The following is a 26,017-nucleotide window of genomic DNA, read 5'->3' on the forward strand; positions in this document are numbered from 1 at the left end:
TTTTTAGGTTTTTCAGCCGTATTCGGCCACCGGCGTTCCCGCAATTGCGGCCATGTTCAGCAATCCGCGCGCGGTGATGGAGGGGGAGACAACATGCGCACGGTTGCCCATGCCCATCAGGATCGGCCCAACTTCAAGCCCGCCGCCTTTCATTTTCAGGATGTTGCGCACACCGGAAGCAGCATCGGCGTGGGCGAAGACCAGCACGTTGGCAGGCCCTTCCATGCGGTTTTGCGGGAACAGGCGCTTGCGCAATTCCGGATCAAGCGCTGTATCGATGTTCATCTCGCCTTCATAGCAGAAATCGTGGTTTTCTGCGTCCAGTATGCGAATGGCGCGGCGTAAACGGCTGCCCGAACCTTCGCCCTGATTGCCGAATTGCGATTGCGAACACATGGCAACATTCGGGGTAATGCCAAACCGGCGGACGTGACGCGCCGCGCCGATTGCGATTTCTGCCAGTTGTTCGGGCGTGGGATGGCGATGCACCTGCGTGTCGGCAATAAACAGCGGCCCGTCTTCCAAAATCATCATCGAAAGAGAACCATGCGCGCGCAGACCGTCACGGCCCAGAACCTGCTCGATATAGTTCAGGTGCCATTGGGTTTCGCCAAAGGTGCCACAGATCAGACTATCCGCTTCGCCACGGTGGACCATAACGGCGCCAATGGCCGTTGTGTTGGTGCGCATGATTGCACGGGCGATATCGGGGGAAACGCCGCGCCGGGCCAGCAGGCCGTGATATGTCTCCCAGTAATCCCGATAGCGTGGATCTTTTTCGGGGTTCACAACATCTACTTCATCGCCCAATTTCAATGTCAGCCCCGTCTTTTCCATCCGCCGTTTGATCACATCGGGACGGCCGATCAGGATCGGGCGCTCGGTTGTTTCTTCCAGCATGGCTTGAGCCGCGCGCAGCACACGCTCGTCCTCGCCCTCTGCAAATACAATTCGGCGGGAGACGCTTCGCGCCGCTTGGAAGACGGGGCGCATCAAGAGCGCGGATTTGAAAACCGAGCTGTCGAGCTTGATCTTGTAAGCTTCCAGATCGTCAATCGGGCGGGTGGCTACGCCTGTGTCCATCGCAGCCTTGGCCACGGCAGAGGACACAATGCCGACCAGACGCGGATCGAACGGTTTCGGGATCAGATAATCCGGCCCGAAGGTCAGTTGCTCTCCCTGGTAAGCGGCGGCGGCCTCGGCCGAGGTTGTTTCACGCGCAAGTGCGGCGATGCCTTCAATACAGGCGATCTTCATCTCGTCGTTGATGGTGGTCGCCCCGACATCCAGCGCACCGCGAAAGATGAAAGGGAAACACAGAACGTTATTCACCTGATTGGGGAAATCGGACCGCCCCGTTGCTATAATGGCATCCGGCGAAACCGCGCGCGCGGCGTCTGGCATGATTTCGGGGTTGGGGTTTGCAAGCGCGAAAATGATCGGCGCATTTGTCATTTTTGCAACCATTTCGGATGTCAGCACATTCGGGCCTGACAGGCCAAGAAACATATCGGCACCTGAGATCACATCATCCAGCGTACGCAGGTCGGTCCTCTGCGCGAATTCGGACTTGATGGGGTTCATGTCGACTTCGCGACCTTCATAGACAAGCCCGTGAATATCACAAAGCCAGACGTTTTCACGTTTCACGCCCAGTTTCAGCAGCATGTTGAGGCAGGCGATGCCCGCAGCGCCGCCACCGGTCGAGACAATCTTGATGTCTTCGAATTTCTTTTTGGCCACATAGAGCGCGTTGGTCGCCGCGGCCCCGACAACAATAGCGGTGCCGTGCTGGTCATCGTGGAAAACCGGAATGTTCATCCGCTCGTTGCAGATACGTTCGACCGTAAAGCAATCGGGTGCCTTGATGTCTTCAAGGTTGATTGCGCCGAAGGACGGCTCCAGCGCGCAAACGATATCGGCCAGTTTTTCAGGATCGGACTGGTTTACCTCTATGTCAAAGCAATCAATATTGGCGAACTTTTTGAACAGAACCGCCTTTCCCTCCATCACCGGCTTGGAGGCCAGCGCGCCAATGTTGCCAAGGCCCAGAACCGCTGTTCCGTTTGTCACAACCGCAACCAGATTCGCGCGTGATGTGTAGAGCGCGGCGGTTGCCGGATCGTTTTGTATTTCAATGCAGGCTTCCGCCACACCGGGACTATAAGCACGGGCCAGATCGCGACCGTTTGCCAAAGGTTTGGTGGCGCGCACCTCCAGCTTTCCGGGCTTGGGAAAGGCGTGGTAATCAAGTGCAGCTTGGCGATTGTTGGCATTGTCGGACATAGACGAACCTCGTTTTAAGATTTAGTTTAGTGTTAAACTATTGCCTGAAAAAGGCTAGCGGGGATTTTTGTGCGGGGCACAAATTCGGCGGTCCGGTGCAAAGTTTCGCTAATGAAACCCTTCTCATTCCTGCGCATGTGCGGCTAGGGTGGTGAACCATAAGAGTAAGAGGATGAGTACGTGACAGATTTGCGGCAGGCAGCAATAGCAGTGCGGGAAAACGCACATGCGCCTTATTCCGGTTTCAAGGTGGGTGCCGCGTTGCGGGGGGCATCAGGTACCATCTATCGCGGATGTAATGTTGAAAACGTAGCCTATCCCGAAGGGACCTGTGCCGAGGCAGGTGCAATTGCCGCAATGGTGGCGGCGGGGGAGACCGTGTTTACCGAAGCCTATGTCGTGGCGGGATCGCCTTTGCCCGTGACACCTTGCGGCGGATGCCGTCAAAAACTGGCTGAATTCGGCGCGGGCGATGTGCGCGTTACAATGGCGACCGTTGAGGGAAGCGAGCAGGTATTGAGCATCGCCGATCTGCTGCCCGGTGCGTTCGATCCGTCATTTCTGGGGGGTTAAATGGACGCACGCACCATTCTTGCAAAATTGCGCCACGCCCAAGCGCTGAGCGCAGACGAACTGACATGGATCGCCGGTGCGCTGGCAGATCAAACTTTGAGCGCCGCGCAGGCCGGTGCATTCGCTATGGGCGTTTGCCGTAACGGACTGGATGAGGCGGGGCGCGTGGCGCTAACGCAAGCCATGTGCGCTTCGGGTCGTGTGCTGCGCTGGGAGATGGACAAGCCGGTGCTGGACAAACACTCGACCGGCGGGGTGGGGGATTGCGTTAGTCTTGTTCTGGCCCCCGCGCTGGCCGCGTGCGGGGCTTACGTGCCGATGATATCGGGGCGCGGATTGGGCCACACGGGCGGAACGCTTGACAAGCTTGAGGCGATCCCCGGCGTCAACGTGATGCTTGATGAAACGCGGTTGCGCACTGTGATCGGTCAGGTGGGCTGTGCCATTGTCGGCGCGACGGGTGATATCGCGCCAGCAGACAAGCGGCTTTATGCGGTGCGTGATGTGACGGCCACGGTGGACAGCCTTGATCTGATCACCGCTTCGATCCTCAGCAAAAAGCTGGCTGCAGGTCTGGACGGGTTGGTGCTGGATGTAAAAGTAGGCTCGGGCGCATTCATGAAAGATATGGAGGCCGCGCGCGCGCTTGCGCAGGCACTGGTGGGCACGGCAAACGCCGCCGGATGCCCAACACGCGCAATCATCAGCGATATGAGCCAGCCGCTTGTGCCCAGTCTCGGCAACGCACTTGAGGTGGCCGAGGTCATGCGCGTGCTGCGCGGGGATGCGCACGGCCCGATTGTTGATCTGTGCGCAGCGCTGGGCGGTGTGCTGCTGGCGGGTGCCGGTCTGGCAAAAGATGCCGATGCGGGGGCTGTGCAAATCGCCGACTCTATTGCAAATGGCCGCGCAGCAGAGCGTTTTGGCGCAATGATTGCGGCTTTGGGGGGGCCTGTACGCTTTGTTGAAGATTGGCAGCGCTTCTTGCCCGAAGCAACCGTCATGCGCGAAGTCACTGCGCAATCGGCAGGTGTCGTGCAGGCAATAGATGCGGAGGCTCTGGGCCTTGCTGTTGTCGAGCTGGGCGGGGGGCGCAAGATTGAAACTGATTTGGTCGATCCTGCTGTTGGCTTGTCGGATGTCGTTCGCATCGGCGCACGCGTCAAAAAGGGGCAGCCGTTGTGCGTGGTTCATACGTCCCGGCCCATGCAGGCAGACCGTGCCGTTGCAGCGGTGCGGACAGCAATAAAGCTGGGGGATGGCGCGGTGGATACACCGGATCTGATTTTGGAGCATATAGGATGATGGCACGCGCATTTCTGGTAGTGATGGATTCCGTTGGAATTGGCGGCGCGCCGGACGCTGAAACATTTTTCAACGGGGATGTGCCTGATACGGGAGCGAATACCGTGGGTCACATCGCGCAGGCCTGCGCGGCAGGGCTGGCAGAAGAGGGGCGCACAGGTCCGCTGGATGTGCCTGCTCTGGCGGGTCTGGGGCTGGGCGCTGCGATCAAAGCGGCGAGCGGGCTGGAAATTTCCACGTTAGATGTGCCGCTGACAGGAACATGGGGTGCTGCAACAGAGGTGTCGCGTGGTAAGGATACCCCGTCAGGTCATTGGGAGCTGGCGGGTTTGCCGGTGCCTTGGGCATGGCACTATTTCGAGAGGGTCGAAGACTCGTTCGACGAAAACCTTGTGGCGCTGGTAAGCGCAGCAGCGGGGACGGACGGTATCCTTGGCAATTGCCACGCGCCGGGCACGGCGATCATCGAAAAGCTGGGTGCCGAGCATATGCGCACCGGATTGCCGATCTGTTACACTTCTGCGGATAGCGTTTTCCAGATTGCCGCGCACGAAGAAACCTTTGGACTTGAACGCTTGCTAAGGCTCTGCGCCGATATCGCGCCGGCGTTACACGAGATGCGCGTGGGACGCGTGATCGCGCGCCCGTTCACCGGTGATGCCGCACAGGGGTTTACCCGCACGCCAAACCGGCGCGATTTTGCAATCATGCCGCCCGAACCTGTGCTGAGCAACTGGGTCCAGAACGCAGGCCGCGCCACTTTTGCAGTTGGCAAGATCGGTGATATCTTCTCTATGCAGGGGTTTGACGAGGTGCGCAAAGGCAGTGACGCCCAACTGATGGAGCATTTGGCGGATTTGGTACGCGATGCACCCGACGGGAGCCTTACGTTTGCGAATTTTGTCGAATTCGATAGTCTCTTCGGTCATCGTCGCGACGTGCCGGGCTATGCAAGCGCGCTGGAATGGTTCGATGCGAAAATCGGATCGCTGATAGCGCAGCTGCGCGAGGGCGATATTATGGTGCTGACTGCGGATCACGGCAATGATCCCACGTGGACCGGCACAGACCACACGCGGGAACGCGTGCCCGTTCTGGTTGCAGGTGCGGGGGCCGGTACATTGGGCCATATCGGTTTTGCCGATGTTGCGGCTTTTGTTGCGCGGCATCTGGGCGTAGATGTTGCGTAAATCAATCAAGGAGCCGGACATGAGCGATCGACATCTCACCGTAGTGGATCATCCGCTGGTACAGCACAAGCTGACCATCATGCGGGATAAAAACACGCCCACTGCCGTTTTTCGCCAGTTGCTGCGCGAAATCAGCCAACTGCTGGCCTATGAGGTCACGCGCAATCTGGCAATGACGACCAAGCGTATCGAAACCCCGATGCAGGAAATGGATGCGCCCACACTGGATGGCAAGAAACTGGCATTGATCAGCATCCTGCGCGCGGGAAACGGCCTGCTTGACGGTGTGCTTGAACTTATCCCTGCTGCACGTGTCGGGTTTGTCGGGCTTTACCGTGACGAGGTTACGCTGAAACCTGTGCAGTATTATTTCAAGGTTCCCGAAGGCCTAAACGACCGGTTGGTGATTGCGGTTGATCCGATGCTGGCAACCGGCAATTCCTCGGTCGCGGCGATTGACCTGCTTAAGCAGGCAGGCGCGAACAACATCATCTTCCTTTGTCTGCTGGCCGCCCCCGAGGGTATCGCCCGCATGAAAGAGGCGCATCCGGATGTTCCGATTGTCACGGCTTCGGTGGATGAAAAGCTTAACGAGGTTGGATACATCATCCCCGGACTAGGCGATGCAGGCGACCGAATGTTCGGCACCAAATAGCGAATGTGATTAGATATGGCAGACAGGAAGCTCTTTATTGCTTCCTGTCTGCCATTTTGCTTCGAATCGTTTGCACATTTATCCGCGAAACGACGATAATGTGGCGAAAGTATGGCGATTGTTGATGCTATCGCTTTACTCGGCTTTGACCTTTTGACATTCTGCCCACAACATCCTGTGGGGGCACGAATGAAATTTACTAGACTTGTCGCAATCGCACTAATCACCAGCGCAATGGGTGCGGGCAGCTTAGGCGCGCAAACCCGTCCGGGTAGCGAACCCTCCGAATTTCCACCTGCGTCTTATAAAGGTAAGCAATATGTAGACAGCAAAGGTTGTGTGTTTATTCGTGCGGGGATCGACGGTAACGTTTCATGGGTGCCACGTGTGACGCGCAAACGCTCAGGTGTTTGCGGTTTCAAACCGACGTTCGCGGGCAAGGTGACGGAACCGGAACCGGTGCAAACCGCATCTGCTGTTCAAATCACCATCCCCGAGGTAAAGGCCAAACCTGCTGTTGCAGCGCCCAAGCCAAAGGTTAAACCGCGTCCGGCGCGTGTAGCCAAGGCGGCCCCGAAACCCAAACCGAAGGTGGTGCGTCAAGTGGCCAAGCGCCCTGCGCCAATTGTGGAAAAAACTGTTCAGCCTGTGCTTGTTCAGCCCGCACCGGTGCGCCGTGCGGTTACTGTAGCGCAGGCAGGCCAATCCGCATGCGCAGGCGCATCTCCTATCAGCCAGCAATATTTGCGCCGCGGCGCGTATGACGTGCGCTGCGGTCCGCAGACTACCCCGATTGTTGGCGCGCGGATATCTTCTGCACCGGCGCCGCGCACGGTAACACCCTATGTCGCACCACAACCTATGGTCATTGAAACGGCACCTGTGCAGGTTTCAAAGCATCGCCGCATTGTGCCGCGTCATGTTGCTGTGAACCGCGTTAACACAACCAATGTCAAGGTGCCGCGCGGCTACAAACAGGTTTGGACAGATGGCCGCCTAAACCCCAAACGTGCCGAGCAAACGCTGGCGGGCCACGAAGCGATGAGCCTGATTTGGACATCAACAGTGCCGCGCCGCCTGATTAATCAGGCGGATGGGCAGGACGTGACTGCCTCAGTGCCGCTGGTCTATCCCTACACCGATTACGTTGCCCAGCAGAAAGAACTCGGGCAGGTAACCATTGTGCAGCGCAACGGCCAGACTCTTAAGCGGATTGTGCGCAATGTTGCAGGCGTATTCTCTCCAGAACCGGGGCAGGCGCGGGTGGCTACGGTACAGCGTCAGCCGACATACTCCAGCCGCTCTGCGCCCAAGGTCGCTCCGAAGGCCACTGCGCGGCGTATTCAGCCCAAGGGCGAGGTTGCTGGCCGTGGATTTGTACAGGTGGGCCAATTTGCCGACACAGCGGCGGCGCATCGTCTGGCGCAAAAGGTGCAACGTATGGGGCTGCCCGTGCGAGTGGGTCGCTATACACGCAACGGGCAGACAACGCGTCTGGTGATTGCAGGGCCATTCGGTGGCGAGCGTGATGTGAACCGCGCGGTGAGCCGTTTGCGTGGTGCGGGGTACAACGCCTTCGCGCGCTAAGCCGCTACTTTGGTAAAAAACGAACTATGGCCCGTCGGAGAGTATCCGGCGGGCCAATTCGTTTGCCCAAGCGGCATAAATCACAGGGCCGGGGTGGTAGCCGTCCTCGGCCATGTCATTCACGTCCAGCGTGTTCGGAAACGCGACATAGCTGCAATCCGGTTCGTCAGCCAGAACACGGCGCAGCGCAATATCAAAGCGCGCGGCCCGCCGGCCCAGCAGCCAGCGCAGCGGATTCGGTAACAGCGGAAACGCTCCCAGTGGCGGAACTTCGGAAATCACCAGCTTTTTCGCACCTGTCCGTGTGCGCAACAGATTGCGCAGGGCGGTGTGTTTGCGCAGCCAGATTGCTCTCGGGCCGCCGCGGGTGACATCGTTAACGCCAAGGATGATCAGAACAATGTCTGCACGGGGTAAATCCTCGCTTTGCAGGCGGGTCAGGGTTGTGGCAGTTGTCGCGCCGGTTTGCGCAATCAGGCGCCAGTGGACGGTATGTTGTACTGCGAGTGCGTGCGCCATCCGGCCCGCCAGCGCATTCTCTTGCGTATCCGCACCCACTCCGGCGGCAGAACTGTCGCCGATCACCAGCAGATGAAGCGGGGGCCCATCGCCAAGGATGCCGCTGCGCGGCCCTTCCGCCTCGGGCAGGCGCAGGGCGTGTTTGCGTACGCGAAGAGCCTGAAACAACAATAGCGGCGAAAGAGCCAGCGTGGCGACAGTGTCGAAGATCATCCGCCGCACAATCCTTGCAGACGAAGCCATGTGCTGTCGGCCAACAGCGGTTCGGTGTCACGGCCCTGCATCGGATCGCCTTCGATCAGGTCCAGAACACTTTCACCCGTAATGTCGCGCGCACGCGCATATGGTGTTGCGCGCACGTCCGTTGCTTCGAACAGGGCCAGCAGATTGGTTGTGTCGGGTACGTCTGCGGGTGCGGTCATTAAATATTCGGCGTAGCTGTCCAGTGCAGCGTCCGATATTTCACCGGTTGTTAGCAGCCGGAAGTTTTCCCAAGGGCCCGCAACCTCCAGCAGGGCCGCAAGCGGGTCACGCTCGACCTGTCGGGCCAGTTCGGCGAGGATGTAGCCCGCTGCGACATCAGGCTCTTCCCAGTCTTCAAAAACCGAACGGTCCAGCACAATCACACCGCCCGGCAAATGCAAGGCCGCGCGACCAAGGGCGGGAACCACGGCAAGTTTTGGTGTGTCCAGCCGTGTACCCAGGCGGCGCAGTGCCCGCAGTCCGGCGCTGTCGTTGCACATGGGGCCGGTGACGCGCTGCATCCGGTCTATCAATGCGACACCAAGCGCTTCGCGTTTGACCTGCGGCACCACGCGCAATGTGTTGTCACGCATGGCACCGGGCAACCAGAACAGCACCAATGCCGCGACGGCGGTGATCGATAACGTCAATCCAAGCCAGCGCAGCCGTCCGGGACGGGGGCGGCTTTTGGCGATTGTGGTGCGTAAACTTTCGATGGCATCAATCATCTCGCGCTCGTGGGCGGGGAGCTCAAGCGTTTCACCATCGTCGCCATCAGGGTGAAAGATGGCAGGTAGGTTGCCGGTGTTGGCCCGCGCAACAGCTGCCAGTGACCAATGCGCAATGGCCTGATCGTTCATGTCGGAAATTATCAACGTAGCATTACCGACAGACACGATCACCTCGCGCCGCTGCCCGTCAGGATCGGGCCGCCACAGGCCTGTAGCCTCAAGGCGGTCATATTTACTTAGCGCGGTCATTGGCGGGTCTGCTCGGGTTTGTTATTCAGGTACATTAACATCTGGGCAGGGCAGGGCAATGGGCGCAAAGAGTGATCTGCAAGTCAGGAAAGCTACCGTTGGGGATGTTGCGGCAATAGCCCATATCTGGCACATGGGTTGGCATCAAGAACACGCGAAAGTGGTGAGCGCCGATCTGGTCCCGCAGCGCGCAGCAAGGGAATTTGAAAAACGAACCAGTGCTCATCTGGATCACACCCAAGCTAAGTTGATGACGAACGAAATAGCATCTTTTTCATGCTTGTATAAACCGAAATATACCAGTTTTGTTTGAACCTTGTCTGTAAATGCATCGGTGTCGCTGCACAGCTTATGATTGCGGCTGCAAAGACCCTAACGGGGAAATTTGCATGGATGGTTTGCGCTGCAGGAAACGAACGGGCGGCTGCGTTCTATCGCAAATCAGGCTGGCCCCGCGCCAGCAACGGACCTTACCCCGTCGAGACATCCATAGGGCCTTTTGAAGTGCAGGAGTGGCGGATTGAAAAGCAACTTTAATCAAAGGTGCCGTCCCTGAATTTTGTAAAAATCCAGTCTGGAATTTTTGAAAATTCCAGTTGCCGCTGGATCAAAGGGCCGCTGCCAGTTTGCGCAGTTCAAACTTTTGTATTTTGCCTGTCGAAGTTTTCGGCAGTTCCTGAAACACGATTTTCTTCGGTGCCTTGAACCCTGCTAGGGTTTCGCGTGTGAATGCGATCAGCGTTGCTTCGTCCACATCGGCACCCTGCTTTAGCTCGACAAACGCACAGGGCACTTCGCCCCATTTTTCATCCGGTTTTGCGACAACCGCGGCCAACATCACAGCATCATGGCCCATCAGTGTCCCCTCAATCTCGACCGAGGAAATGTTTTCGCCCCCTGATATGATGATATCTTTGGCGCGGTCAGCGATTTGTATATAGCCGTCGCCATGCTGGACGGCCAGATCACCAGAATGGAAAAAGCCCCCTTTGAACGCCTCGGCAGTTGCTTGCGGGTTTTTGAAATAACCTTTCATAACCGAGTTGCCGCGGATCATGATCTCGCCCTGTGTTGAGGCGTCACGGGCGATATGGGTCATCGTGTTATCCATCACCGTGATCTCCTCCATCATCGGCATGGCAACGCCTTGGCGTGATTTCACTGTGGCCAAAGCTGCCTTATCCAAAGCCCCCCAGTCTTCTTCGCGCCAGATACATTCGGTCACGTGGCCATACGTTTCCGTTAGCCCGTAAACGTGGGTGACATTGAAGCCGAGTGCCTCAATCTTGCCCAGTGTGGCCGGTGCAGGGGGGGCGCCGGCGGTGAAGACTTCGACAACATGCGAAAAGTCCCGCTGTTCCTGTGCGGTTGCGTTCACCATCATGTTCAGCACAATCGGGGCACCGCCGAAATGTGTAACACCTTCATCCGCGATGGCATCGAAGATGGCCTTTGCGGTGATGTCCCGTGCGCAAACCAGTGTACCGCCGATAAGTGGCATTAACCACGTATGGTTCCAGCCGTTGCAATGAAACAGCGGCACAATCTGCATGAATACGGGATGCAGAACCATGCGCCAGCTGATGACGGTGCCCATGGTCATTAGATATGCGCCGCGGTGATGGTATACCACCCCCTTGGGGCGACCTGTTGTGCCAGAGGTATAATTCAGCGCAAGGCTTTCCCATTCGTCTGTCGGCATTTTCCAGCGGTACGTTTCATCACCGCCAGCAGTAAAGTCATCATAGGTTGTGTGGCGCCCGCTTGGGGGGAAGCCGGCAGCGGCATCGGGGACTTCGATAATTTTTGGCCCGGTATTTTCCATCCGCGCGATAGCGGCTTCGGCCAGATCAAGAAACTGCGTATCAACAAGCACCAAAGCCGCCCCGCCGTGGTCAAAAATATAGGCCACTGTATCGACATCAAGGCGGGTATTGATCGTGTTCAGCACGCCACCGCAGGCAGGCACACCGAAATGCGCTTCGGCTTGCGCGGGTGTGTTGGGCAAAAGGGTGGCAACGACATGACCCGACTGAACGCCTGCACCCTCTAATGCCGAGGCCAGCCGCGTGCAGCGGGCATAGTATTGTGCGTAGGTGACGCGGTGGTCGCCGTAAACGACCGCTGTGCGGTTGGCAAAAACATCAGCGGCACGGCGCAGGTGGGACAGAGGCGTTAGCGGCACGTAATTGGCGGCACATTTCTCCAGCCCTGTCTCGTCACTCATCCAGCCCATCGCGCTACTTCCCCCATATCAATATTGCGAATACGTCAAAGCACGATATGCAGGATGCGTGAAGATGCAATCGCGAAGATGGCTGAAACGGGTGGGAGTAGGATTGATGAGTGACACTGCCTTGAGGCCGGGAATGGCCGCGCTGTCCATACTCGGGGGTATGTTTGCGCTGGGGATCACCGATAATTTCGTACCCTATGTCTCGGAAACCGGATCACTTTGGCAATTTCATATGGTGCGCGGCATTATGGCAGTTTTGCTGCTGGCGTTGGGCGCGGCGGCCGGAATCGGCGTAATTCGTCCCGTTAATCTGCGAGCCGTACTGGCGCGCAGTCTGTTTCCTGCCAGCGCGATGCTGATCTATTTTGGCTGTCTGTCTGTGTTGCCCATCGGCGTTGTGGTTGCAGGATTGTTTACGGCACCGCTATTTGTGCTGCTGATTTCAGTCATGTTTCAGGGCGCCCGTGTCGGCTTGGTTCGAATTTCTGCGGTGCTGCTGGGATTTATCGGTGCATTGCTGGTGATCCAGCCTGATCCGCGTGCGCTGGATATGGTCAGCTTTCTGCCTATTGTTGCGGGGATGCTTTATGCAATCGGTGCTGTGGTCACACGGCTTTGGTGCGCACAGGAAAGCACAATCGCCCTGTCGGCAGGATTTTTCGCAATGCTGGCACTGTTTGGCGCTGTTGGCCTGTTGGTCCTTCCCGCAGGCGGGCCAGAGGGGTTTTCGGGGTTTGTGCTGCGCGGCTGGGTGCCGCTGACCGCAGAAATGTGGTTCTGGATTACGGTTCAGGCCGTTGGATCAATCATCGGCATCGGTTTGATTTTCCGGGGGTATCTGTTGGGCGAGGCCGGCTATGTAGCGGTATTTGAATACTCATTGCTTGTTTTTGCCAGTTTCTGGGCGTGGATATTGTGGGGGCAGACTGTCGGGCCACTGGCACTGGCTGGAATGGCACTGATTGCCGGTGCGGGTGCCGTGATTACCCTGCGTACAGATGACGCGATGTCTGTGCGCGCGGTCAGAATACCGCAGGAGGCGGAATGATACTGTCACGGGGCAGAGGTTACCTGTTTGTTCACGCGCCCAAAACAGGGGGCACATCCATGGCGCTGGCGCTGGAAGCCCGCGCGATGAAGGACGACATCATGCTGGGTGACACCCCCAAAGCGATTAAAAGACGCAAGCGGCTGAAAGGAGTCACTGCTACAGGGCGGCTTTGGAAACACGCCACACTTGCCGATTTGGAGGGTTTGGTAAACATTGATGAGCTTGATGATCTGTTTGTCTTTACCATGGTGCGCAACCCTTGGGACCGCATGGTCAGTTATTATCACTGGCTGCGCGGGCAGCATTTTGATCATCCGGCTGTAATACTTGCCAAACAGAGCACGTTTGCAGCGTTTGTGGCCGCACCGTCCATTGCCGACAGTTTTTCGCGCGCGCCCGCTGCGTCATATGTTACCGACAGCGGCGGGCGGGAACGTGCGAATTTATTTATCCGCCTTGAACATCTTGCGGAGGATATAAATCCGCTGCAATCCCATTTGGGGTTTGATCTGGACGTTCCGCACGTCAATCAAAGTACAAGGGCGGCAGATTACCGCGCCGCGTATACCGACACGAGCCGTGAACAGGTTGAAATGATGTGTGCAGAAGATATTGCGCGGTTCGGGTACAGATTTGAGCCTTAGAACTGGCAGGCCGGTTTCATGATTCTTGTTGATTGTAGAATTTTCAAAAATTTCTCGCGAAAATTGTGAAACAGCTGCTGATTGTCCACGTTATCAACTAAATCTTTACTGCTTCGGGTGAATTATTGGGGTGAATGGTGACAATGCCCTAAATCTGCCCCGATCGTGACCATTCATCGCCCTGAGAATCACGTCAATTGAGGACATCAAAACAAAATGCACCACAAAAGAGGGTGCACACTTAGGGGAATGGAAACGATGTTTGGAATAGGATTCAAGTCAAAACCACCTGCGCACCGCGCTGTTGAAATGTCCGGTGCTTACGACGGTGGTATTGCAACGCTTAGCCATGGATTGATGGTTGGCACACGGGTTGCTAGCAACTTGGGGTGGCGCGCCATTGATGCGCTGGCCGTGGGTGACAAGGTGCTTACATTCGATCACGGCATGCAGGAGATCACCGAAATCCGCCGCGCCCACGTGTGGCTTGATGCGCCGGGCACGTCCGAAACCTTTTGGCCGGTGATCATTCCGGTGGACGCGCTGGGTAACCGTGAAGAGCTGGTTTTGCTACCCGATCAGGGGGTGATGGTTGAGAGCGATGCGGCACAGGACATGCACGGCGATCCATTTGCAATCCTCACTGCACACAGCCTTGTTGGTCTGCGGGGCATCCGCCGCCGCCAACCTTTGCAGCGGGTCGAGTTGATTGCAGTCTACTTTGCTGACGAAGAAGTGATCTATGCCGAAGGCGGCGCGCTGATCCATTGTCCACGCGACATGTCCACACTGGACAAATTTCTCGAAGCGGGCACAGCTTCCTATAGCGTGCTGAGCGGTGAGCAAGCCGAAGAACTGGTCGACATGATGTATTTCGAAGATCAGATGATGGTGCCTGCAACGGCTGCCGATCAATTCTCGGCCATCTGACGGCAACAAATCGGCGTATCGATGCGCCGACATTAATCAACCATCCCCGTGGTGTAAAAGGGGTCGCCTCGGCGGCCCCTTATTGCGTTCAAGTTTGTACAGGCATTTCGATACTGAGAGTATCGGCAAGAATAAGGGGCGCCGGAGCGCCCCCTTTCAGCTTTCGTATAGAGCTCTGGATCAGGCCTCGCTGGCAGCAGCTTCCTTACCGAAGCGCCCGTAGAAAGACTGGTTCTTTTCTGCCATTTCGCGCAGCAGATCAGGGCATTTGAACCGCTCGCCGAATTGTGCTTCCAGCTGGTCGCATCGCTCGGCTGCGTAGGGTGTGCCGATCATATCGAGCCAGGAGAACGGCCCGCCGGACCACGGCGCAAAGCCCCAGCCAAGGATCGCGCCCACATCGCCTTCGCGGATGTCCATCAATACGCCTTCTTCCAGCGCGCGCACCGCTTCCAGCACCTGAACAAACATCAGACGATCCTGAACGTCTTGCAATTCGGGCTGCTCTTCCGCCAATGGATATTTATCCTGCAAGCCTTTCCAGTACCCCAGACGTTTGCCTTTTTCGTCGTAGTCAAAATAGCCCGCTTTGGTTTTACGGCCCAGACGGCCCTTTTCTTCCAGCCAGACAATCAGATCATCCGCCTCGGACGCGGGATAGGCGTTGCCCATCGCGGCCTTGGTCGCGCGCATGATTTTGGTGGCCAGATCGACAGAAGTCTCATCGCCCAACTGCACAGGACCCACAGGAAAGCCCAGCATTTGTGCGGCTTGGTCGATGTACCAAGGCGCAACGCCTTCGGTGATCATGCGGTTTGCCTCGCCACCGTAGGGGATGATGCAGCGGTTGGCGTAAAAGAACCGCGCATCGTTGACCACGATCGGCGTCTTGCGGATCTGGCGCACGTAATCCAGCGCTTTTGCCACCGCGCGATCACCGGTATTCGCGCCCTTGATGATCTCGACCAGCAACATCCGCTCTACCGGGCTGAAGAAGTGGATGCCGATGAACTGCTCCTGACGGCTGCTGGCTTTGGCCAGCTCGGTGATCGGCAGGGTAGAGGTGTTGGAGGCAAAAATGCAATCCTCGGGGATTACCGCCTCTACCTTTTTGGTCATTTCCGCCTTCACTTTCGGGTCCTCGAACACCGCCTCGATGATTAGATCACAGCCTTTCAGTGCGTCCAGATCAGGAGTTGCCGTGATGCGCGACAGCAGCGCTTCCTTCTTTTCCTCGGTAGCCTTTTTGCGGGCAATGCCTTTGTCCATGTAGTTTGCCGAATATGCCTTGCCCTTGTCTGCCGCTTCTTGGTCACGGTCGATCAAAACCACTTCGATGCCAGCCTGTGCAGACACCAGCGCGATGCCAGCCCCCATCATGCCGGCCCCCAAAACGCCCAGCTTTTTCACACGCTGATCGGGGATACCTTCGGGGCGTACAGCGCCTTTTTCTAGCGCTTCCTTGTTCAGGAAAAGCGAGCGGATCATTGCGGCAGATGTCGGGTTCATCAGGATGGAGGTGAACCAGCGTGCCTCAACCTTCAGCGCGGTGTCAAACGGTACAAGCGCGCCTTCATAAACAGCTGACAACAATGCTTTGGCTGCGGGGAACGCGCCCTTTGTCTTGCCGTTAACCATGGCGGAGGCGCCCACAAACGTCATGAAACCTGCGGGGTGGTAGGGCGTGCCGCCGGGCATTTTATATCCCTTGGCATCCCACGGCTTCACGATATCGCTGTCCTTGGCGGACAGCACCCAAGCGCGCGCATCTGCCATCGGATCATCGCTGACCTCGTGTATGATCCCCGCCTTTTTCGCAGCATCAGGGGCCAACATCTTGCCTTCCAGCAACAGTGGGGATGCGGCCATCGCACCCAGCATCCGTACCAGACGGGTTGTCCCGCCGGCACCGGGGAAGATGCCAACCTGAATTTCGGGCAGACCGATACGGGCTTTGGGGTTGTTGGCAACGAAGATGCGGTGCGTTGCAAGCGGTAGCTCCAGCCCGATGCCAGCGGCGGTGCCGGGCAGGACGGCGGCGACAGGCTTGCCACCCTTGTTGGTCTTCGCATCCATTCCTGCGCGCTCGATCTTGCGCAGCAGGGTGTGCATCCGCATCGTGCCTTCAAACAGACCTTTTGCCGGATCGTCCCCTGCGTCGGATTTCATCTTTGCCAGTAGGTTCAGGTCCATACCGCCGGCAAACGATCCTTCCTTGCCAGAGGTGATGATGATGCCTTTCACCGCATCATCCGCCAGTGCCTTGTCTGTCAGCGCGTCAAGCTCCTCCAGACCCTCCACAGACATCACGTTCATGGATTTCTTAGCCACGTCCCAAGTGATTGTGGCGATGCCTTCGGCATCTATGTTCATTGTAAAATCGGTCATTTTGCGTTCCTGATTTTGTATTTTCAGTTTCGGCCGAACCGTTAGGTCCAGCGTCTGTCTATCCGTTGTCGGGTGGGCGACGGTGTGCGTCACAAAGAAGTTGATGCAGCGGTAGAACAGATCGCAAACCTGCCGGGGAAACGCCCATCTGCGCCGATCCTTGGGTAAGTTTGCAATCCGTCATATTCAGCACCTGATATTTGCTTACATCCGTTCGATGATTGTTGCGGCACCCATGCCCGAAGCGATGCAAAGCGTGGCAAGGCCGACCTCTTTGTCAGCGCGCTCAAGCTCATCCAGCAGGGTGCCGATGATCATCGCACCGGTCGCACCCAGCGGGTGACCCATGGCGATGGAGCCGCCGTTTACGTTGACCTTGTCGTGGTCCACATCAAACGCCTGCATAAACCGCATGACAACGCTGGCGAATGCTTCGTTAACTTCGAACAGGTCGATGTCCTTGATATCCATACCGTTATCGGCAAGGATTTTTTCGGTTACGGGTACAGGACCGGTCAGCATGATGGTCGGGTCGGTGCCGATCTTGGCAGTGGCACGGATGCGTGCGCGTGGCTTCAGGCCATATTTCTCACCGAATTCCTTGTTGCCGATCAGGACCGCAGCCGCACCATCAACAATACCCGAGGAGTTGCCGGCGTGGTGGATATGGTTAATCTTTTCCAGATGCGGATACTTCAACAGCGCAACCTTATCGAAACCGGGCATGACTTCGCCCATCTGCTGGAAGGCAGGATTCAACGCGCCAAGAGATTGCATATCGGTCTGCGGGCGCATGTATTCGTCATGGCTTAGAATTTCGAGCCCGTTTTGGTCGCGGACCGTGATTACCGACTTATCGAAACGCCCTTCGTCCCACGCCTTTTTGGCGCGCTGCTGTGAAGCAATGGCAAGCGCATCTGCCTCATCACGGGTAAATCCGTACTCGGTGGCTATGATATCGGCCGAGATACCTTGGGGAACAAAATACTGGTCCATCGCAAGTGACGGATCAACGGCGATAGCTGCCCCATCGCTGCCCATGGCTACGCGACCCATCATTTCGACACCGCCAGCAATATAGGCCATCCCTGCGCCGCCACGGATTTGATTGGCGGCAAGGTTCACAGCTTCCATGCCGGAAGCGCAAAACCGGTTGATCGCAAGGCCGGGGATACGCTCGTCCAGATCGGATGCCAGCACGGCAGAGCGTGCGAGACAGCCACCTTGTTCCATTACCTGGGTAACATTACCCCAGATCACATCTTCAACAGCGTGACCATCAAGGTTGTTGCGCTCTTTCACAGCGTTGAGCGTGAGCGCGGACAGGCGCAGCGACGTCAACTCGTGAAGAGCGCCGTCTTTGCGGCCCTTTCCGCGCGGTGTGCGCAGGGCGTCATAGATATATGCTTCGGTCATAGTGTGGCCTCCTGTAGGTGGTATTCAAAATCTGTTTCTTGGCGTGCATTGGCTTTTCGCTACCAAGCACAGGATTGGGTCATCCGCGATCCGCAGGGGAGCCCGGCATTAAATCATAAGGCGATTTCCATCCCTCGGTGCGCGACAAGCGGTCAAGCCATGCGTCAATGTGGGGATACGCACTACGTTCGAACCCGAAAGGTTCGGGATAGTAAAGATAGCCGCAACAGCTGAGATCGGCATTGGTGATGCTATCCCCGACAATCCATTCGCGATCTTCAAGGTGACTGTCCAGAAGATCAAAGGCTGCTTTCAGTCGCCCCTGATTGAACCCGATCACCTCTTTTGGTTGTTTGTCTGCCGGCAGAAAATTCATCAAAAAACGCGTCATGCCAGCCATGGAGCTGAGCTTGTGATTGTCCCACAAAACCCAGCGCAAGATTTCGCGCCGCTCGGACGCGTTCTTACCGCCAAACTTACCCGATTTCTCAGAAATATAGTCCTGAATGACGCCGGATTGGGTAAGCGTGACATCTCCGTCCACCATCACGGGCACTTCGCCCATCGCATTCATCTTGCTTCGGTAGTCGGTAGTGCGGGTTTCGCCGCCAAAAAAGTCTACCTTGACAGGTTCCCAAGCCAAACCGGATAGCTCGAGAGCCAGCGCGGCCTTGTACGCGTTACCGCTTTCGCCAAAACAATAGAGTTTTATCGTCATATCATCGCTCCTGTTGCTACTGTAACTGCTGACGGAAAGCGGACGGGGCCGCCTGGATTCGGAGAAGAAACAAAACCAGGCTTGCCCGATACGGAATTGAATTTATCAGCCTCAATTTTTATCATTTTACCCTCTAGTTCCTTCTTCGTTTTTTCCAGGCGATGGGAGTTACAGATCGCGGGCTATCAGTTCTTTCGTGATTTCGCTGGTGCCGCCATAAATGCGCTGCTCCCCGCTTCGGCCCACATTACGCCAATGGCGTACTCTTGCATAAAGCCGTAACCTCCGTGAAGTTGGAGACATTCGTCAAGCACTTCGCCTTGGGTATCGGTGAGCCAGTAATTAGCTATGGCCGCACGATTTACGGTTAATTCACCGCTCACATGCTCAACATCGCGCTGATCCGGAAAGGCGCGTGCAGCAGTGGTTCTCGTTTTGCATTCAGCCAGTTTGAAACGCGTGTTCTGAAGCTGTGTAAGCGGGCCGCCAAGGGCTCTGCGGGTTTTGCCGTCTTCGATCGTTCGTGAAAGCGCGTTCTCAACGGCGCCGACCGCCTCGCAAGCGATAATCAAACGCTCTTGCGGCAATTGCCTCGTCATCTGGTAGAAACCCTTACCTTCCTCCACACCGATGATGTTCTCGGGCGGAATTTCTCCATTGTCGAAGAACAGCTCGGAAGTGTAGGCAGTCTGCTTGTCAATCTTGGCAAGGTTGCGGCCCCGCTGAAATCCCTCGGTATCTTCTGTTTCAGCCACCATAAGGCTGACGCCACTCGATCCCTCGACGGGGATGGAAGGACAGAGCAAACCCAATGCATCCGCCTCTTGCGCCGTGCTGCGATCCATCTGAAATTGTTCGCGCCATCTGGCAGAGTGCGGCGCGCATTCATTGTTAATGAAGTTCACCGTCGTCTCGGCAAGCATACGGTGCTCGCCCTTCATCCATGGAGATGCTGCTTGGGAAATAGCGTTCATGGATATTACCCGACCGCCTTTGCGGTGCCCTTCGGGAGGGTCACGTCTTTGAAATCCGGATAAAGCTTGCGCATAAGTTCGATCTGGCGAGCATCATCAATCCGGATGAGATACCACTTGCCGCCATCTTCCAGTGTGAGGGTGTTGTTATTGGATTGAAGCTTGGTTCCGTCCGGTGACTGTACGATGGTCTGCGTCGGGATCAGGCCATAGGGACGACCTGAGGGTGTGGTGAGGAATTTTGCCTGATCCAGCGCCATGCCGAAAGACACAACTTTGATCTTCGAGGTCGCCTCGCGCGTCACTTTTGCCATCTCGCGGCGCAATAACTTTTCCGACACGCCGCTCTCAGCCGCAATCGCAGTGATCATACGGGGAGGCACGACATTGATGATTTCGTTTGTGTCGCCGCGTAGAAATGCGCGTTCAAAGCTGGCGATGCGCGCGGCGATATCCGCGCGGTCGTTTGCGGGCAGTGTGTAAGGTGCGGCGCAGGCCGCAATAAACATCGTTGCGGCAATCAACATAGTGCGGATCATATCGGGTCTCCTCATGGAAAGTGTGCGGAAAGGTGTGCCGCGGGTCTGGTCGGCTATGCGGAGTTACTTTTTGCGGGCTTCCAGCTCCGAGTTGAACAAGCGGAGTCGCGCTGTCAGGTTTTCTTCGTTCATCACGGAGGAGAAATTTTCGAACAAGAACGATAGCGCCTCTCCTTCGTCCAGCCCGGCATCGGCGCTGAATTTCTTAAGACGTCGATAACCGTCTTCGGTCATAGCGACGGGAAAGCGGCGGGTCAGGCGAAAGCGTTTTGGCACATATCTCTCCGAAATAGCTGGCGGGGGACTGCCCCCCGCCAGACCAACCTAGAAGTTTGCCGCATCAAGCGCCATAACCGTGTCGGCACCCGATTGGATGCGCGTCAGATGCAGTGCGGTGGCAGGCAATTGGCGTGCCATGTAATAGCGTCCGGTTGCCAGCTTCGTCTCATAGAATGTGGCATCGGATGGGTCGTTTGCCAATGCTTCGCGCGCTGCAAGGCCCATTTTCGCCCACATCAGGCCAAGGCAGACGTGACCGAACAGGTGCATAAAGTCGGTTGATCCGGCCAGAGCATTGTTCGGGTTTTTCATGCCGTTTTGCATGAAGTACATGCCCGCCGCTTGCAGATCTTTTGAAGCAGCTTTCAGCGGCTCGATGAACTCCTTGTCAAATGCTTCATCCTGACCGGCGTTTTCCTTGGCAAAGGATTTCACCAGATCAAAGAAGGCCATCACGTGTTTGCCGCCGTCTTGGGCCAACTTACGACCCACCAGATCCAGGGCCTGAATGCCGTTGGCCCCTTCGTAGATCATTGCGATCCGCGCATCACGGGTGAACTGCGACATGCCCCATTCTTCGATATAGCCATGGCCGCCATAGATTTGCTGTGCCTTAACCGTCATGTCATAGCCGACATCGGTCAGGAAACCCTTGATGACAGGCGTCAGCAGAGACACAAGGCCGTCAGCGTCTTTGTCGCCTGAACGATGGGCTGCGTCGATCATGGTTGCGCCCCACAGAATAAACGCGCGCGCACCTTCGGCAAATGATTTCTGATCCATCAGCGAGCGGCGGATATCAGGGTGCACAATGAGCGGATCGGCGGGCTTGTCGGGTGCTTCAGCACCGGTCACCGCGCGGCCTTGAAGGCGATCATGCGCATAGGTCAGCGCGTTTTGGTAAGCGACTTCGGCCTGAGCCAGGCCTTGCATGCCAACGCCAAGACGGGCTTCGTTCATCATGGTGAACATGGCGCGCATGCCTTTATGCTCCTCACCCAGCAGGTAGCCTGTGGCTTCGTCATAGTTCATCACACAAGTGGAGTTGCCGTGGATGCCCATCTTGTCTTCGATGGAACCGACAGCAACGCTGTTCCGGCTTCCTATCGCGCCGTCTTCTTCAACATTGAACTTGGGTACGATAAACAAGGACACACCCTTGATGCCTTCAGGGCCGCCTTCGATCTTGGCCAGCACCAGATGGATAATGTTGTCGGCCATGTCATGCTCGCCCGACGAGATGAAAATCTTCTGGCCGGTAATTTTATAGCTGCCATCGTCCTGTGGTACTGCTTTTGTACGCATGAGGCCCAGATCAGTACCACAATGCGGCTCTGTCAGGTTCATGGTGCCGGTCCATTCACAGCTGACCATTTTCGGCAGATACTTGTCTTTTTGCGCGTCCGTTCCGTGCGCCAGTATCGCAGAAGCGGCACCGTGCGTCAGGCCCTGATACATTGTGAACGCCATATTGGAGGCCGAGAACATCTCACCCACAGCCGAACCGATGACCGCTGGCATGTTCTGCCCACCGTACTGCTCTGGCATGTCCAGTCCGGGCCAGCCGCCCTCTTTGACCTTTTCAAACGCCTCTTTGAACCCTGCAGGCGTGTAAACCACACCGTTCTCCAAACGACAGCCTTCCTTGTCGCCCGTCACGTTCAGCGGCGCGAGAACTTCGGATGTCAGTTTCCCGGCTTCCTCGAGAATAGCACCGGTAAATTCAGGCTCCAGATCGGCATAGCCGGGGGTGTCGGCCTCGGTTACTTTCAGGACATCATGCAAAACGAATTGCAGGTCTTTTGTCGGGGGGGTGTAGGTTGGCATCTGGTATCTCCCAAGATCGTTTGTTCGGTTGAATGATTTATCCGGCCTTACGCGGCTGGCGCAGGGTCGTGAGCATTTTCTCGACCCATTTCAATTGTTCACGCAGGTCATCAATCGCGCCGTCAATGTCGTCACGCTGCTTTATCAGGTCCTCAAGACGTTTGCCGGCGAGATCATAGCTTTGCTCAAGCTGGCTCAACTGGCCGTCGCCTTTGTAGTACAAGTCAAGAAGCTGGCGTATCTCTTCGAGCGAAAAGCCAAAGCGCTTGCCGCGGATGATTAGCTTGAGGCGCGCGCGGTCGCGTTTGGTAAAGAGACGCTTCTGCCCGACGCGCTCGGGAAAAAGCAGCTCTTTAGCTTCGTAAAAGCGCAGTGTGCGGGGCGTGACGTCGAATGTGTCGCACATTTCACGGATTGTAAGTTTATCGTTACTCATAAAATTCTCACAGGGTTACGGCACGGTGCCGGTCTGGTGGATTGTTGAAGCATATATCGCTTGATGAAGTTTACGTAGTGATACGTAACGTCAATTTCTACAGTCGCGTTACGTGACTTAACGTCACTTGTCAGATGGAGTAGAGGCCGCAAGGAGATTTAAGGGTTCAGGATAACGATAAATGCGCGACATGGTGTCTCGCCCGTCCGAAAGACAGGTGGGCTTCGACGGTCTAGACGGTATCGCCCATTTTTACCAATCAGGAGGTTTGTAGTGACTTCTTTGGTCCAGAACCGTTCGGATGATAGTTCAGACGTGCTGACAGATCTGGGCAACTACCTGAAAGCGGCTGCCAAAATTGTCGAAACAGTTGCTTTTGAGATGGCGGACCATGTCTCTGCAGAAGCTGTTGCAGAGCTGTTGGAACTGGCCAGAGGGATTGAGACAGCAGCCGGGCGAATCAAGCTGTAATTTCAGGTGTCTTCGCCCAAGGCTTTCAGGGTGACATCGCGCAGGCGGGTCAGCTCACTGACCGCATCGGCAAGCTGAATTCGCTTTTCTGCGAGCTCTTCAAGCTGTCGGTTCGCCATTTCGACCCACGCGCGCATCTGCGCTTCGGTCCCTTCGTTTTCATATATCAGCAGCCATTGGCGGATATCTTCCAATGCAAAGCCAAAGCTGCGGCCCCGTAGAATCAGCTCCATGCGTGCGCGTTCGCGGGCGGTGTAGAACCGCGTGCGGCCCTCCCGCTCGGGTGACAGCAATTCAATATATTCGTAATAGCGCAAGGTGCGCGGTGTTACGTCAAACTTGGCGCACATTTCTTTGAACGTCAGGCGTGTATCATCGCTCATGGGTTTGTCATCCTCCGGACCTGTACGCTAGAAGCCCCGCACGCGATGTGCAACGGGGACTCTTGCCCTTTGTGCGACCTTGGGCTGTAAGGGTACACCACAAGGTATTGCTCCGCATACCCGCAAGGAGGGCTTATGGCCGACAAGATAGCGTTTGCACGACAGTTCATTCAGGCATTGCCGCATTCCGTCATGTTGGGGATGCAGCCGCAGGAAATGGGTGAAGGTGTTGCAGCGATCAGTATGCCATACAAGGCCGATCTGGTGGGTGATCCGGTGACAGGCGTGATCCATGGCGGCGCGGTTTCGGCGCTGATGGATACCTGTTGCGGCGCGGCAGTGATGTCCCATCCCGATAACGCGGGCGGCACAGCCACAATCGATCTGCGTATTGATTATATGCGCGCCGCAACCCCAGGCCAGACAATCACCGCACGCGCGACCTGTTATCACATCACCCGCTCGGTTGCATTTGTGCGTGCTGTCGCGCTGGACGAAGACGAGGAAAACCCCGTTGCAACCGCAACCGGTGCATTCACAGTGGAGGCCCGTAAATGAGCCCGCGCAAACGCCCTGAACCCGTACAGGTGGTCAAACAACGCCGCGATGCCGCGCTGAATGCGCTGGCAGGGGCCGTGCCCTATATCCGCTTTTTGGGGATCGAGTTCGAGCGACGCGGTGACGAATTGACGGGCATTATGCCGTTCAGGCAGGAGCTGATCGGTAACCCGCTGTTGCCAGCTTTGCACGGCGGTACAACCGCCGCATTTCTTGAGATTACAGCGGTGATGACGCTGAACTGGGCGCATCTGTGGGACGATCTTGAGGCAGGCAAGCTTGATCTGGAAGGTTGCGCCCCCGAGGATCTGCCGCGACTGCCGAAGACGGTAGATTTTACAGTAGATTATTTGCGCACAGGTCTACCGCGTGACGCCTATGCGCGCGCGCGCATCACCCGCGCGGGGCGGCGGTACGCTTCGGTTCAGGTCGAGGCATGGCAGGATAATCGCGAACGGCTGTACGCACAGGCGATGGGGCATTTTGTGATGCCAGCGCCGCGTGGCTGATACTGCGGTCGGCAGGCTGACCCACAGGCGTGTTCTTAACATCGCTGTGCCGGTGGTCCTGTCCAACGCGACTGTTCCTATATTGGGTGCGGTCGATACTGGCGTTGTGGGGCAGATGGGCCTTGCCGCACCAATCGGCGCGGTGGGTATTGGCGCGATTATCCTGTCAGCTTTTTACTGGGTATTCGGGTTTTTGCGCATGGGCACAGTGGGACTGGCCGCGCAGGCCGAAGGGCAGGGCGACAGCGACGAGGTCGCGGCACTGCTGACCCGCGCGCTGATGATTGGTCTGGGTGCAGGTATTGTTATCATCGCGCTGCAATCGGCGTTGTTCTGGGCGGCTTTCCGTGTCTCGCCCGCCAGTGCCGAGGTTGAAGGACTGGCGCGGCAATATATGGCCCTTCGCATCTGGTCTGCGCCAGCCGCTATCGCGCTTTACGGCATAACAGGATGGTTGATTGCCCAAGAGCGCACGCGCGCGGTGCTGGTGCTGCAACTATGGATGAACGGGCTGAACATCGGCCTTGATATCTGGTTTGTGATTGGTCTGGGCTGGGGCGTGCAGGGCGTTGCCTTTGCCACTGTGCTGGCGGAATGGAGTGGATTTGCGCTGGGCCTTTGGTTTTGCCGTGTGGCGTTTGCGGGCGCTGCATGGCGCGCATGGGCAAATGTTTTTGATGGCATGCGGTGGCGGCGGATGATGTCGGTCAACACCGATATCCTGATCCGCTCGCTTCTGTTGCAGGCGATATTTGTCAGCTTCATGTTTGTGGGCGCGGGACAAGGCGATGTGACTTTGGCAGCCAATCAGGTGCTGCTGCAATTCCTGATGATCGCAAGCTATGCATTGGACGGTTTTGCCTTCTCGGCCGAAGCGCTGGTGGGCAAAGCGACCGGCGCGCGTGATGCTTTACGCTTGCGCCGTGCGGCGCTTTTGACATCTGGCTGGGGGTTTGCGGTTGCCGCTCTTATGGCGGTTGCCTTTGCAGTTACCGGGGGCATGATTGTCGATGCGATGACGACAGCGCCGAACGTGCGCACCCAAGCGCGTGAGTATCTGCCCTATCTTGTCGGCATGCCGGTAATCGCCTGCGCTGCATTCATGCTGGACGGGATATTCATCGGCGCCACCCGCAGCCGCGACATGCGCAATATGATGGCGCTGTCGTTCGCCGTCTATCTGGTGAGCGTTGTGGTGCTGGTGCCGCTGGCGGGCAACCACGGGCTGTGGCTGGCCATGCTGATATCGTTTGTTGCGCGTGCTGTGACGTTGGGGGCGCGGTATCCCGCGCTGGAGCGTGCAACGGCGGGGTAACTACC

Annotated in this window: 26 protein-coding genes; 13 read left to right on the forward strand and 13 right to left on the reverse strand. The window is 56.9% G+C overall.

The genetic code is table 11. The annotated features are described in order from the left end of the window. Positions 1-12: 12 nt before the first annotated feature. On the reverse strand, positions 13-2,286 hold the full coding sequence (locus OS189_RS11765; RefSeq protein WP_267167502.1) for an NADP-dependent malic enzyme: 2,274 nt from the start codon (positions 2,284-2,286) through the stop codon (positions 13-15). 180 nt (positions 2,287-2,466) lie between these two features. Here OS189_RS11765 and OS189_RS11770 point away from each other — a divergent pair, with 180 nt between their 5' ends. From OS189_RS11770 to OS189_RS11790, 5 genes are all read left to right on the forward strand, one after another. Then, complete coding sequence (locus OS189_RS11770) at positions 2,467-2,859, forward strand: cytidine deaminase (protein ID WP_267167503.1); 393 nt, start codon at positions 2,467-2,469, stop codon at positions 2,857-2,859. Further along, a complete protein-coding gene (locus tag OS189_RS11775) occupies positions 2,860-4,164 on the forward strand; it encodes a thymidine phosphorylase (RefSeq protein WP_267167504.1) in 1,305 nt (434 codons plus the stop codon). After that, entirely contained in the window at positions 4,164-5,354 is a 1,191-nt protein-coding gene (locus OS189_RS11780) for a phosphopentomutase (protein ID WP_267167505.1), read from the forward strand. Before OS189_RS11775 ends, OS189_RS11780 begins: the two co-directional genes overlap by 1 nt. Before the next feature lie 19 nt (positions 5,355-5,373). Next, entirely contained in the window at positions 5,374-6,009 is a 636-nt protein-coding gene (gene upp / locus OS189_RS11785; RefSeq protein ID WP_267167506.1) for a uracil phosphoribosyltransferase, read from the forward strand. Between the two features lie 189 nt (positions 6,010-6,198). After that, complete coding sequence (locus tag OS189_RS11790) at positions 6,199-7,596, forward strand: SPOR domain-containing protein (RefSeq protein WP_267167507.1); 1,398 nt, start codon at positions 6,199-6,201, stop codon at positions 7,594-7,596. 24 nt (positions 7,597-7,620) lie between these two features. Here OS189_RS11790 and OS189_RS11795 read toward each other — a convergent pair whose 3' ends face one another. Further along, complete coding sequence (locus tag OS189_RS11795) at positions 7,621-8,328, reverse strand: SGNH/GDSL hydrolase family protein (RefSeq protein ID WP_267167508.1); 708 nt, start codon at positions 8,326-8,328, stop codon at positions 7,621-7,623. Beyond that, on the reverse strand, positions 8,325-9,338 hold the full coding sequence (locus OS189_RS11800; protein ID WP_267167509.1) for a hypothetical protein: 1,014 nt from the start codon (positions 9,336-9,338) through the stop codon (positions 8,325-8,327). Before OS189_RS11800 ends, OS189_RS11795 begins: the two co-directional genes overlap by 4 nt. Positions 9,339-9,396: 58 nt before the next feature. Here OS189_RS11800 and OS189_RS11805 point away from each other — a divergent pair, with 58 nt between their 5' ends. Continuing rightward, complete coding sequence (locus tag OS189_RS11805; RefSeq protein ID WP_267167510.1) at positions 9,397-9,651, forward strand: hypothetical protein; 255 nt, start codon at positions 9,397-9,399, stop codon at positions 9,649-9,651. Positions 9,652-9,945: 294 nt separating this feature from the next. Here OS189_RS11805 and OS189_RS11810 read toward each other — a convergent pair whose 3' ends face one another. After that, positions 9,946-11,574, reverse strand: coding sequence for an AMP-binding protein (locus tag OS189_RS11810; protein ID WP_267167511.1), 1,629 nt, complete (start codon positions 11,572-11,574; stop codon positions 9,946-9,948). A 106-nt stretch (positions 11,575-11,680) separates the two neighbouring features. On the opposite strand from OS189_RS11810, the gene OS189_RS11815 reads away from it, so the two are divergent. The 3 genes from OS189_RS11815 to OS189_RS11825 all read left to right on the forward strand — a co-directional run bounded on the left by OS189_RS11815 (position 11,681) and on the right by OS189_RS11825 (position 14,199). Then, positions 11,681-12,622 (forward strand): DMT family transporter, encoded by a 942-nt coding sequence (locus OS189_RS11815; protein ID WP_267167512.1) that lies wholly within the window; start codon positions 11,681-11,683, stop codon positions 12,620-12,622. After that, a complete protein-coding gene (locus OS189_RS11820; RefSeq protein WP_267167513.1) occupies positions 12,619-13,269 on the forward strand; it encodes a sulfotransferase family protein in 651 nt (216 codons plus the stop codon). The genes OS189_RS11815 and OS189_RS11820 overlap by 4 nt, the downstream gene beginning before the upstream one ends. 258 nt (positions 13,270-13,527) lie before the next feature. Further along, positions 13,528-14,199: a Hint domain-containing protein gene (locus OS189_RS11825; RefSeq protein WP_267167514.1), complete on the forward strand. Its 672-nt coding sequence runs from the start codon at positions 13,528-13,530 to the stop codon at positions 14,197-14,199. 180 nt (positions 14,200-14,379) lie between these two features. Here OS189_RS11825 and OS189_RS11830 read toward each other — a convergent pair whose 3' ends face one another. From OS189_RS11830 to OS189_RS11865, 8 genes are all read right to left on the reverse strand, one after another. Then, positions 14,380-16,587, reverse strand: coding sequence for a 3-hydroxyacyl-CoA dehydrogenase NAD-binding domain-containing protein (locus OS189_RS11830; protein ID WP_267167515.1), 2,208 nt, complete (start codon positions 16,585-16,587; stop codon positions 14,380-14,382). 204 nt (positions 16,588-16,791) lie between these two features. Continuing rightward, positions 16,792-18,003, reverse strand: a complete 1,212-nt coding sequence (locus tag OS189_RS11835; protein ID WP_267167516.1) for an acetyl-CoA C-acetyltransferase — start codon at positions 18,001-18,003, stop codon at positions 16,792-16,794. Positions 18,004-18,082: 79 nt separating this feature from the next. After that, complete coding sequence (locus tag OS189_RS11840; RefSeq protein WP_267167517.1) at positions 18,083-18,721, reverse strand: glutathione S-transferase family protein; 639 nt, start codon at positions 18,719-18,721, stop codon at positions 18,083-18,085. Positions 18,722-18,906: 185 nt separating this feature from the next. Continuing rightward, positions 18,907-19,695, reverse strand: coding sequence for an acyl-CoA dehydrogenase family protein (locus OS189_RS11845; protein ID WP_502226663.1), 789 nt, complete (start codon positions 19,693-19,695; stop codon positions 18,907-18,909). Positions 19,696-19,700: 5 nt separating this feature from the next. Then, positions 19,701-20,234: a hypothetical protein gene (locus OS189_RS11850; RefSeq protein ID WP_267167518.1), complete on the reverse strand. Its 534-nt coding sequence runs from the start codon at positions 20,232-20,234 to the stop codon at positions 19,701-19,703. 63 nt (positions 20,235-20,297) lie between these two features. After that, a complete protein-coding gene (locus OS189_RS11855) occupies positions 20,298-20,510 on the reverse strand; it encodes a hypothetical protein (RefSeq protein ID WP_267167519.1) in 213 nt (70 codons plus the stop codon). Between the two features lie 48 nt (positions 20,511-20,558). Then, positions 20,559-22,340, reverse strand: a complete 1,782-nt coding sequence (locus tag OS189_RS11860; protein ID WP_267167520.1) for an acyl-CoA dehydrogenase C-terminal domain-containing protein — start codon at positions 22,338-22,340, stop codon at positions 20,559-20,561. Between the two features lie 37 nt (positions 22,341-22,377). Beyond that, a complete protein-coding gene (locus tag OS189_RS11865; protein WP_267167521.1) occupies positions 22,378-22,776 on the reverse strand; it encodes a MerR family transcriptional regulator in 399 nt (132 codons plus the stop codon). 273 nt (positions 22,777-23,049) lie between these two features. Between OS189_RS11865 and OS189_RS11870 the strand changes: the two genes are divergently transcribed. Then, complete coding sequence (locus OS189_RS11870) at positions 23,050-23,247, forward strand: hypothetical protein (protein WP_267167522.1); 198 nt, start codon at positions 23,050-23,052, stop codon at positions 23,245-23,247. 2 nt (positions 23,248-23,249) lie between these two features. Here OS189_RS11870 and OS189_RS11875 read toward each other — a convergent pair whose 3' ends face one another. Further along, positions 23,250-23,630, reverse strand: coding sequence for a MerR family transcriptional regulator (locus OS189_RS11875; protein WP_267167523.1), 381 nt, complete (start codon positions 23,628-23,630; stop codon positions 23,250-23,252). 135 nt (positions 23,631-23,765) lie between these two features. Between OS189_RS11875 and OS189_RS11880 the strand changes: the two genes are divergently transcribed. Genes OS189_RS11880 through OS189_RS11890 form a run of 3 tightly spaced genes read left to right on the forward strand, consistent with a single transcriptional unit; the run spans position 23,766 to position 26,012 of the window. Beyond that, the gene (locus tag OS189_RS11880; RefSeq protein ID WP_267167524.1) at positions 23,766-24,188 is read left to right on the forward strand and encodes a PaaI family thioesterase; all 423 of its coding nucleotides are present in this window, start codon (positions 23,766-23,768) and stop codon (positions 24,186-24,188) included. Beyond that, positions 24,185-24,697 (forward strand): PaaI family thioesterase, encoded by a 513-nt coding sequence (locus OS189_RS11885; RefSeq protein ID WP_267167525.1) that lies wholly within the window; start codon positions 24,185-24,187, stop codon positions 24,695-24,697. The genes OS189_RS11880 and OS189_RS11885 overlap by 4 nt, the downstream gene beginning before the upstream one ends. After that, positions 24,690-26,012, forward strand: coding sequence for an MATE family efflux transporter (locus OS189_RS11890; protein ID WP_267167526.1), 1,323 nt, complete (start codon positions 24,690-24,692; stop codon positions 26,010-26,012). Before OS189_RS11885 ends, OS189_RS11890 begins: the two co-directional genes overlap by 8 nt. Positions 26,013-26,017: the final 5 nt, after the last annotated feature.

The organism is Sulfitobacter sp. F26169L (genome assembly GCF_026410285.1).
In the GTDB taxonomy this organism is placed as follows: domain Bacteria; phylum Pseudomonadota; class Alphaproteobacteria; order Rhodobacterales; family Rhodobacteraceae; genus Sulfitobacter.

Coding starts and splice junctions, on each gene's coding strand:
- OS189_RS11765 (WP_267167502.1), bottom strand. CDS start 2,286: ATGTCCGACAATGCCAACAATCGCCAAGCTGCACTTGATTACCACGCC.
- OS189_RS11775 (WP_267167504.1), top strand. CDS start 2,860: ATGGACGCACGCACCATTCTTGCAAAATTGCGCCACGCCCAAGCGCTG.
- OS189_RS11780 (WP_267167505.1), top strand. CDS start 4,164: ATGGCACGCGCATTTCTGGTAGTGATGGATTCCGTTGGAATTGGCGGC.
- upp (WP_267167506.1), top strand. CDS start 5,374: ATGAGCGATCGACATCTCACCGTAGTGGATCATCCGCTGGTACAGCAC.
- OS189_RS11790 (WP_267167507.1), top strand. CDS start 6,199: ATGAAATTTACTAGACTTGTCGCAATCGCACTAATCACCAGCGCAATG.
- OS189_RS11795 (WP_267167508.1), bottom strand. CDS start 8,328: ATGATCTTCGACACTGTCGCCACGCTGGCTCTTTCGCCGCTATTGTTG.
- OS189_RS11800 (WP_267167509.1), bottom strand. CDS start 9,338: ATGACCGCGCTAAGTAAATATGACCGCCTTGAGGCTACAGGCCTGTGG.
- OS189_RS11805 (WP_267167510.1), top strand. CDS start 9,397: ATGGGCGCAAAGAGTGATCTGCAAGTCAGGAAAGCTACCGTTGGGGAT.
- OS189_RS11810 (WP_267167511.1), bottom strand. CDS start 11,574: ATGGGCTGGATGAGTGACGAGACAGGGCTGGAGAAATGTGCCGCCAAT.
- OS189_RS11815 (WP_267167512.1), top strand. CDS start 11,681: ATGAGTGACACTGCCTTGAGGCCGGGAATGGCCGCGCTGTCCATACTC.
- OS189_RS11820 (WP_267167513.1), top strand. CDS start 12,619: ATGATACTGTCACGGGGCAGAGGTTACCTGTTTGTTCACGCGCCCAAA.
- OS189_RS11825 (WP_267167514.1), top strand. CDS start 13,528: ATGTTTGGAATAGGATTCAAGTCAAAACCACCTGCGCACCGCGCTGTT.
- OS189_RS11830 (WP_267167515.1), bottom strand. CDS start 16,587: ATGACCGATTTTACAATGAACATAGATGCCGAAGGCATCGCCACAATC.
- OS189_RS11835 (WP_267167516.1), bottom strand. CDS start 18,003: ATGACCGAAGCATATATCTATGACGCCCTGCGCACACCGCGCGGAAAG.
- OS189_RS11840 (WP_267167517.1), bottom strand. CDS start 18,721: ATGACGATAAAACTCTATTGTTTTGGCGAAAGCGGTAACGCGTACAAG.
- OS189_RS11845 (WP_502226663.1), bottom strand. CDS start 19,695: ATGAACGCTATTTCCCAAGCAGCATCTCCATGGATGAAGGGCGAGCAC.
- OS189_RS11850 (WP_267167518.1), bottom strand. CDS start 20,234: ATGATCCGCACTATGTTGATTGCCGCAACGATGTTTATTGCGGCCTGC.
- OS189_RS11860 (WP_267167520.1), bottom strand. CDS start 22,340: ATGCCAACCTACACCCCCCCGACAAAAGACCTGCAATTCGTTTTGCAT.
- OS189_RS11865 (WP_267167521.1), bottom strand. CDS start 22,776: ATGAGTAACGATAAACTTACAATCCGTGAAATGTGCGACACATTCGAC.
- OS189_RS11875 (WP_267167523.1), bottom strand. CDS start 23,630: ATGAGCGATGATACACGCCTGACGTTCAAAGAAATGTGCGCCAAGTTT.
- OS189_RS11880 (WP_267167524.1), top strand. CDS start 23,766: ATGGCCGACAAGATAGCGTTTGCACGACAGTTCATTCAGGCATTGCCG.
- OS189_RS11885 (WP_267167525.1), top strand. CDS start 24,185: ATGAGCCCGCGCAAACGCCCTGAACCCGTACAGGTGGTCAAACAACGC.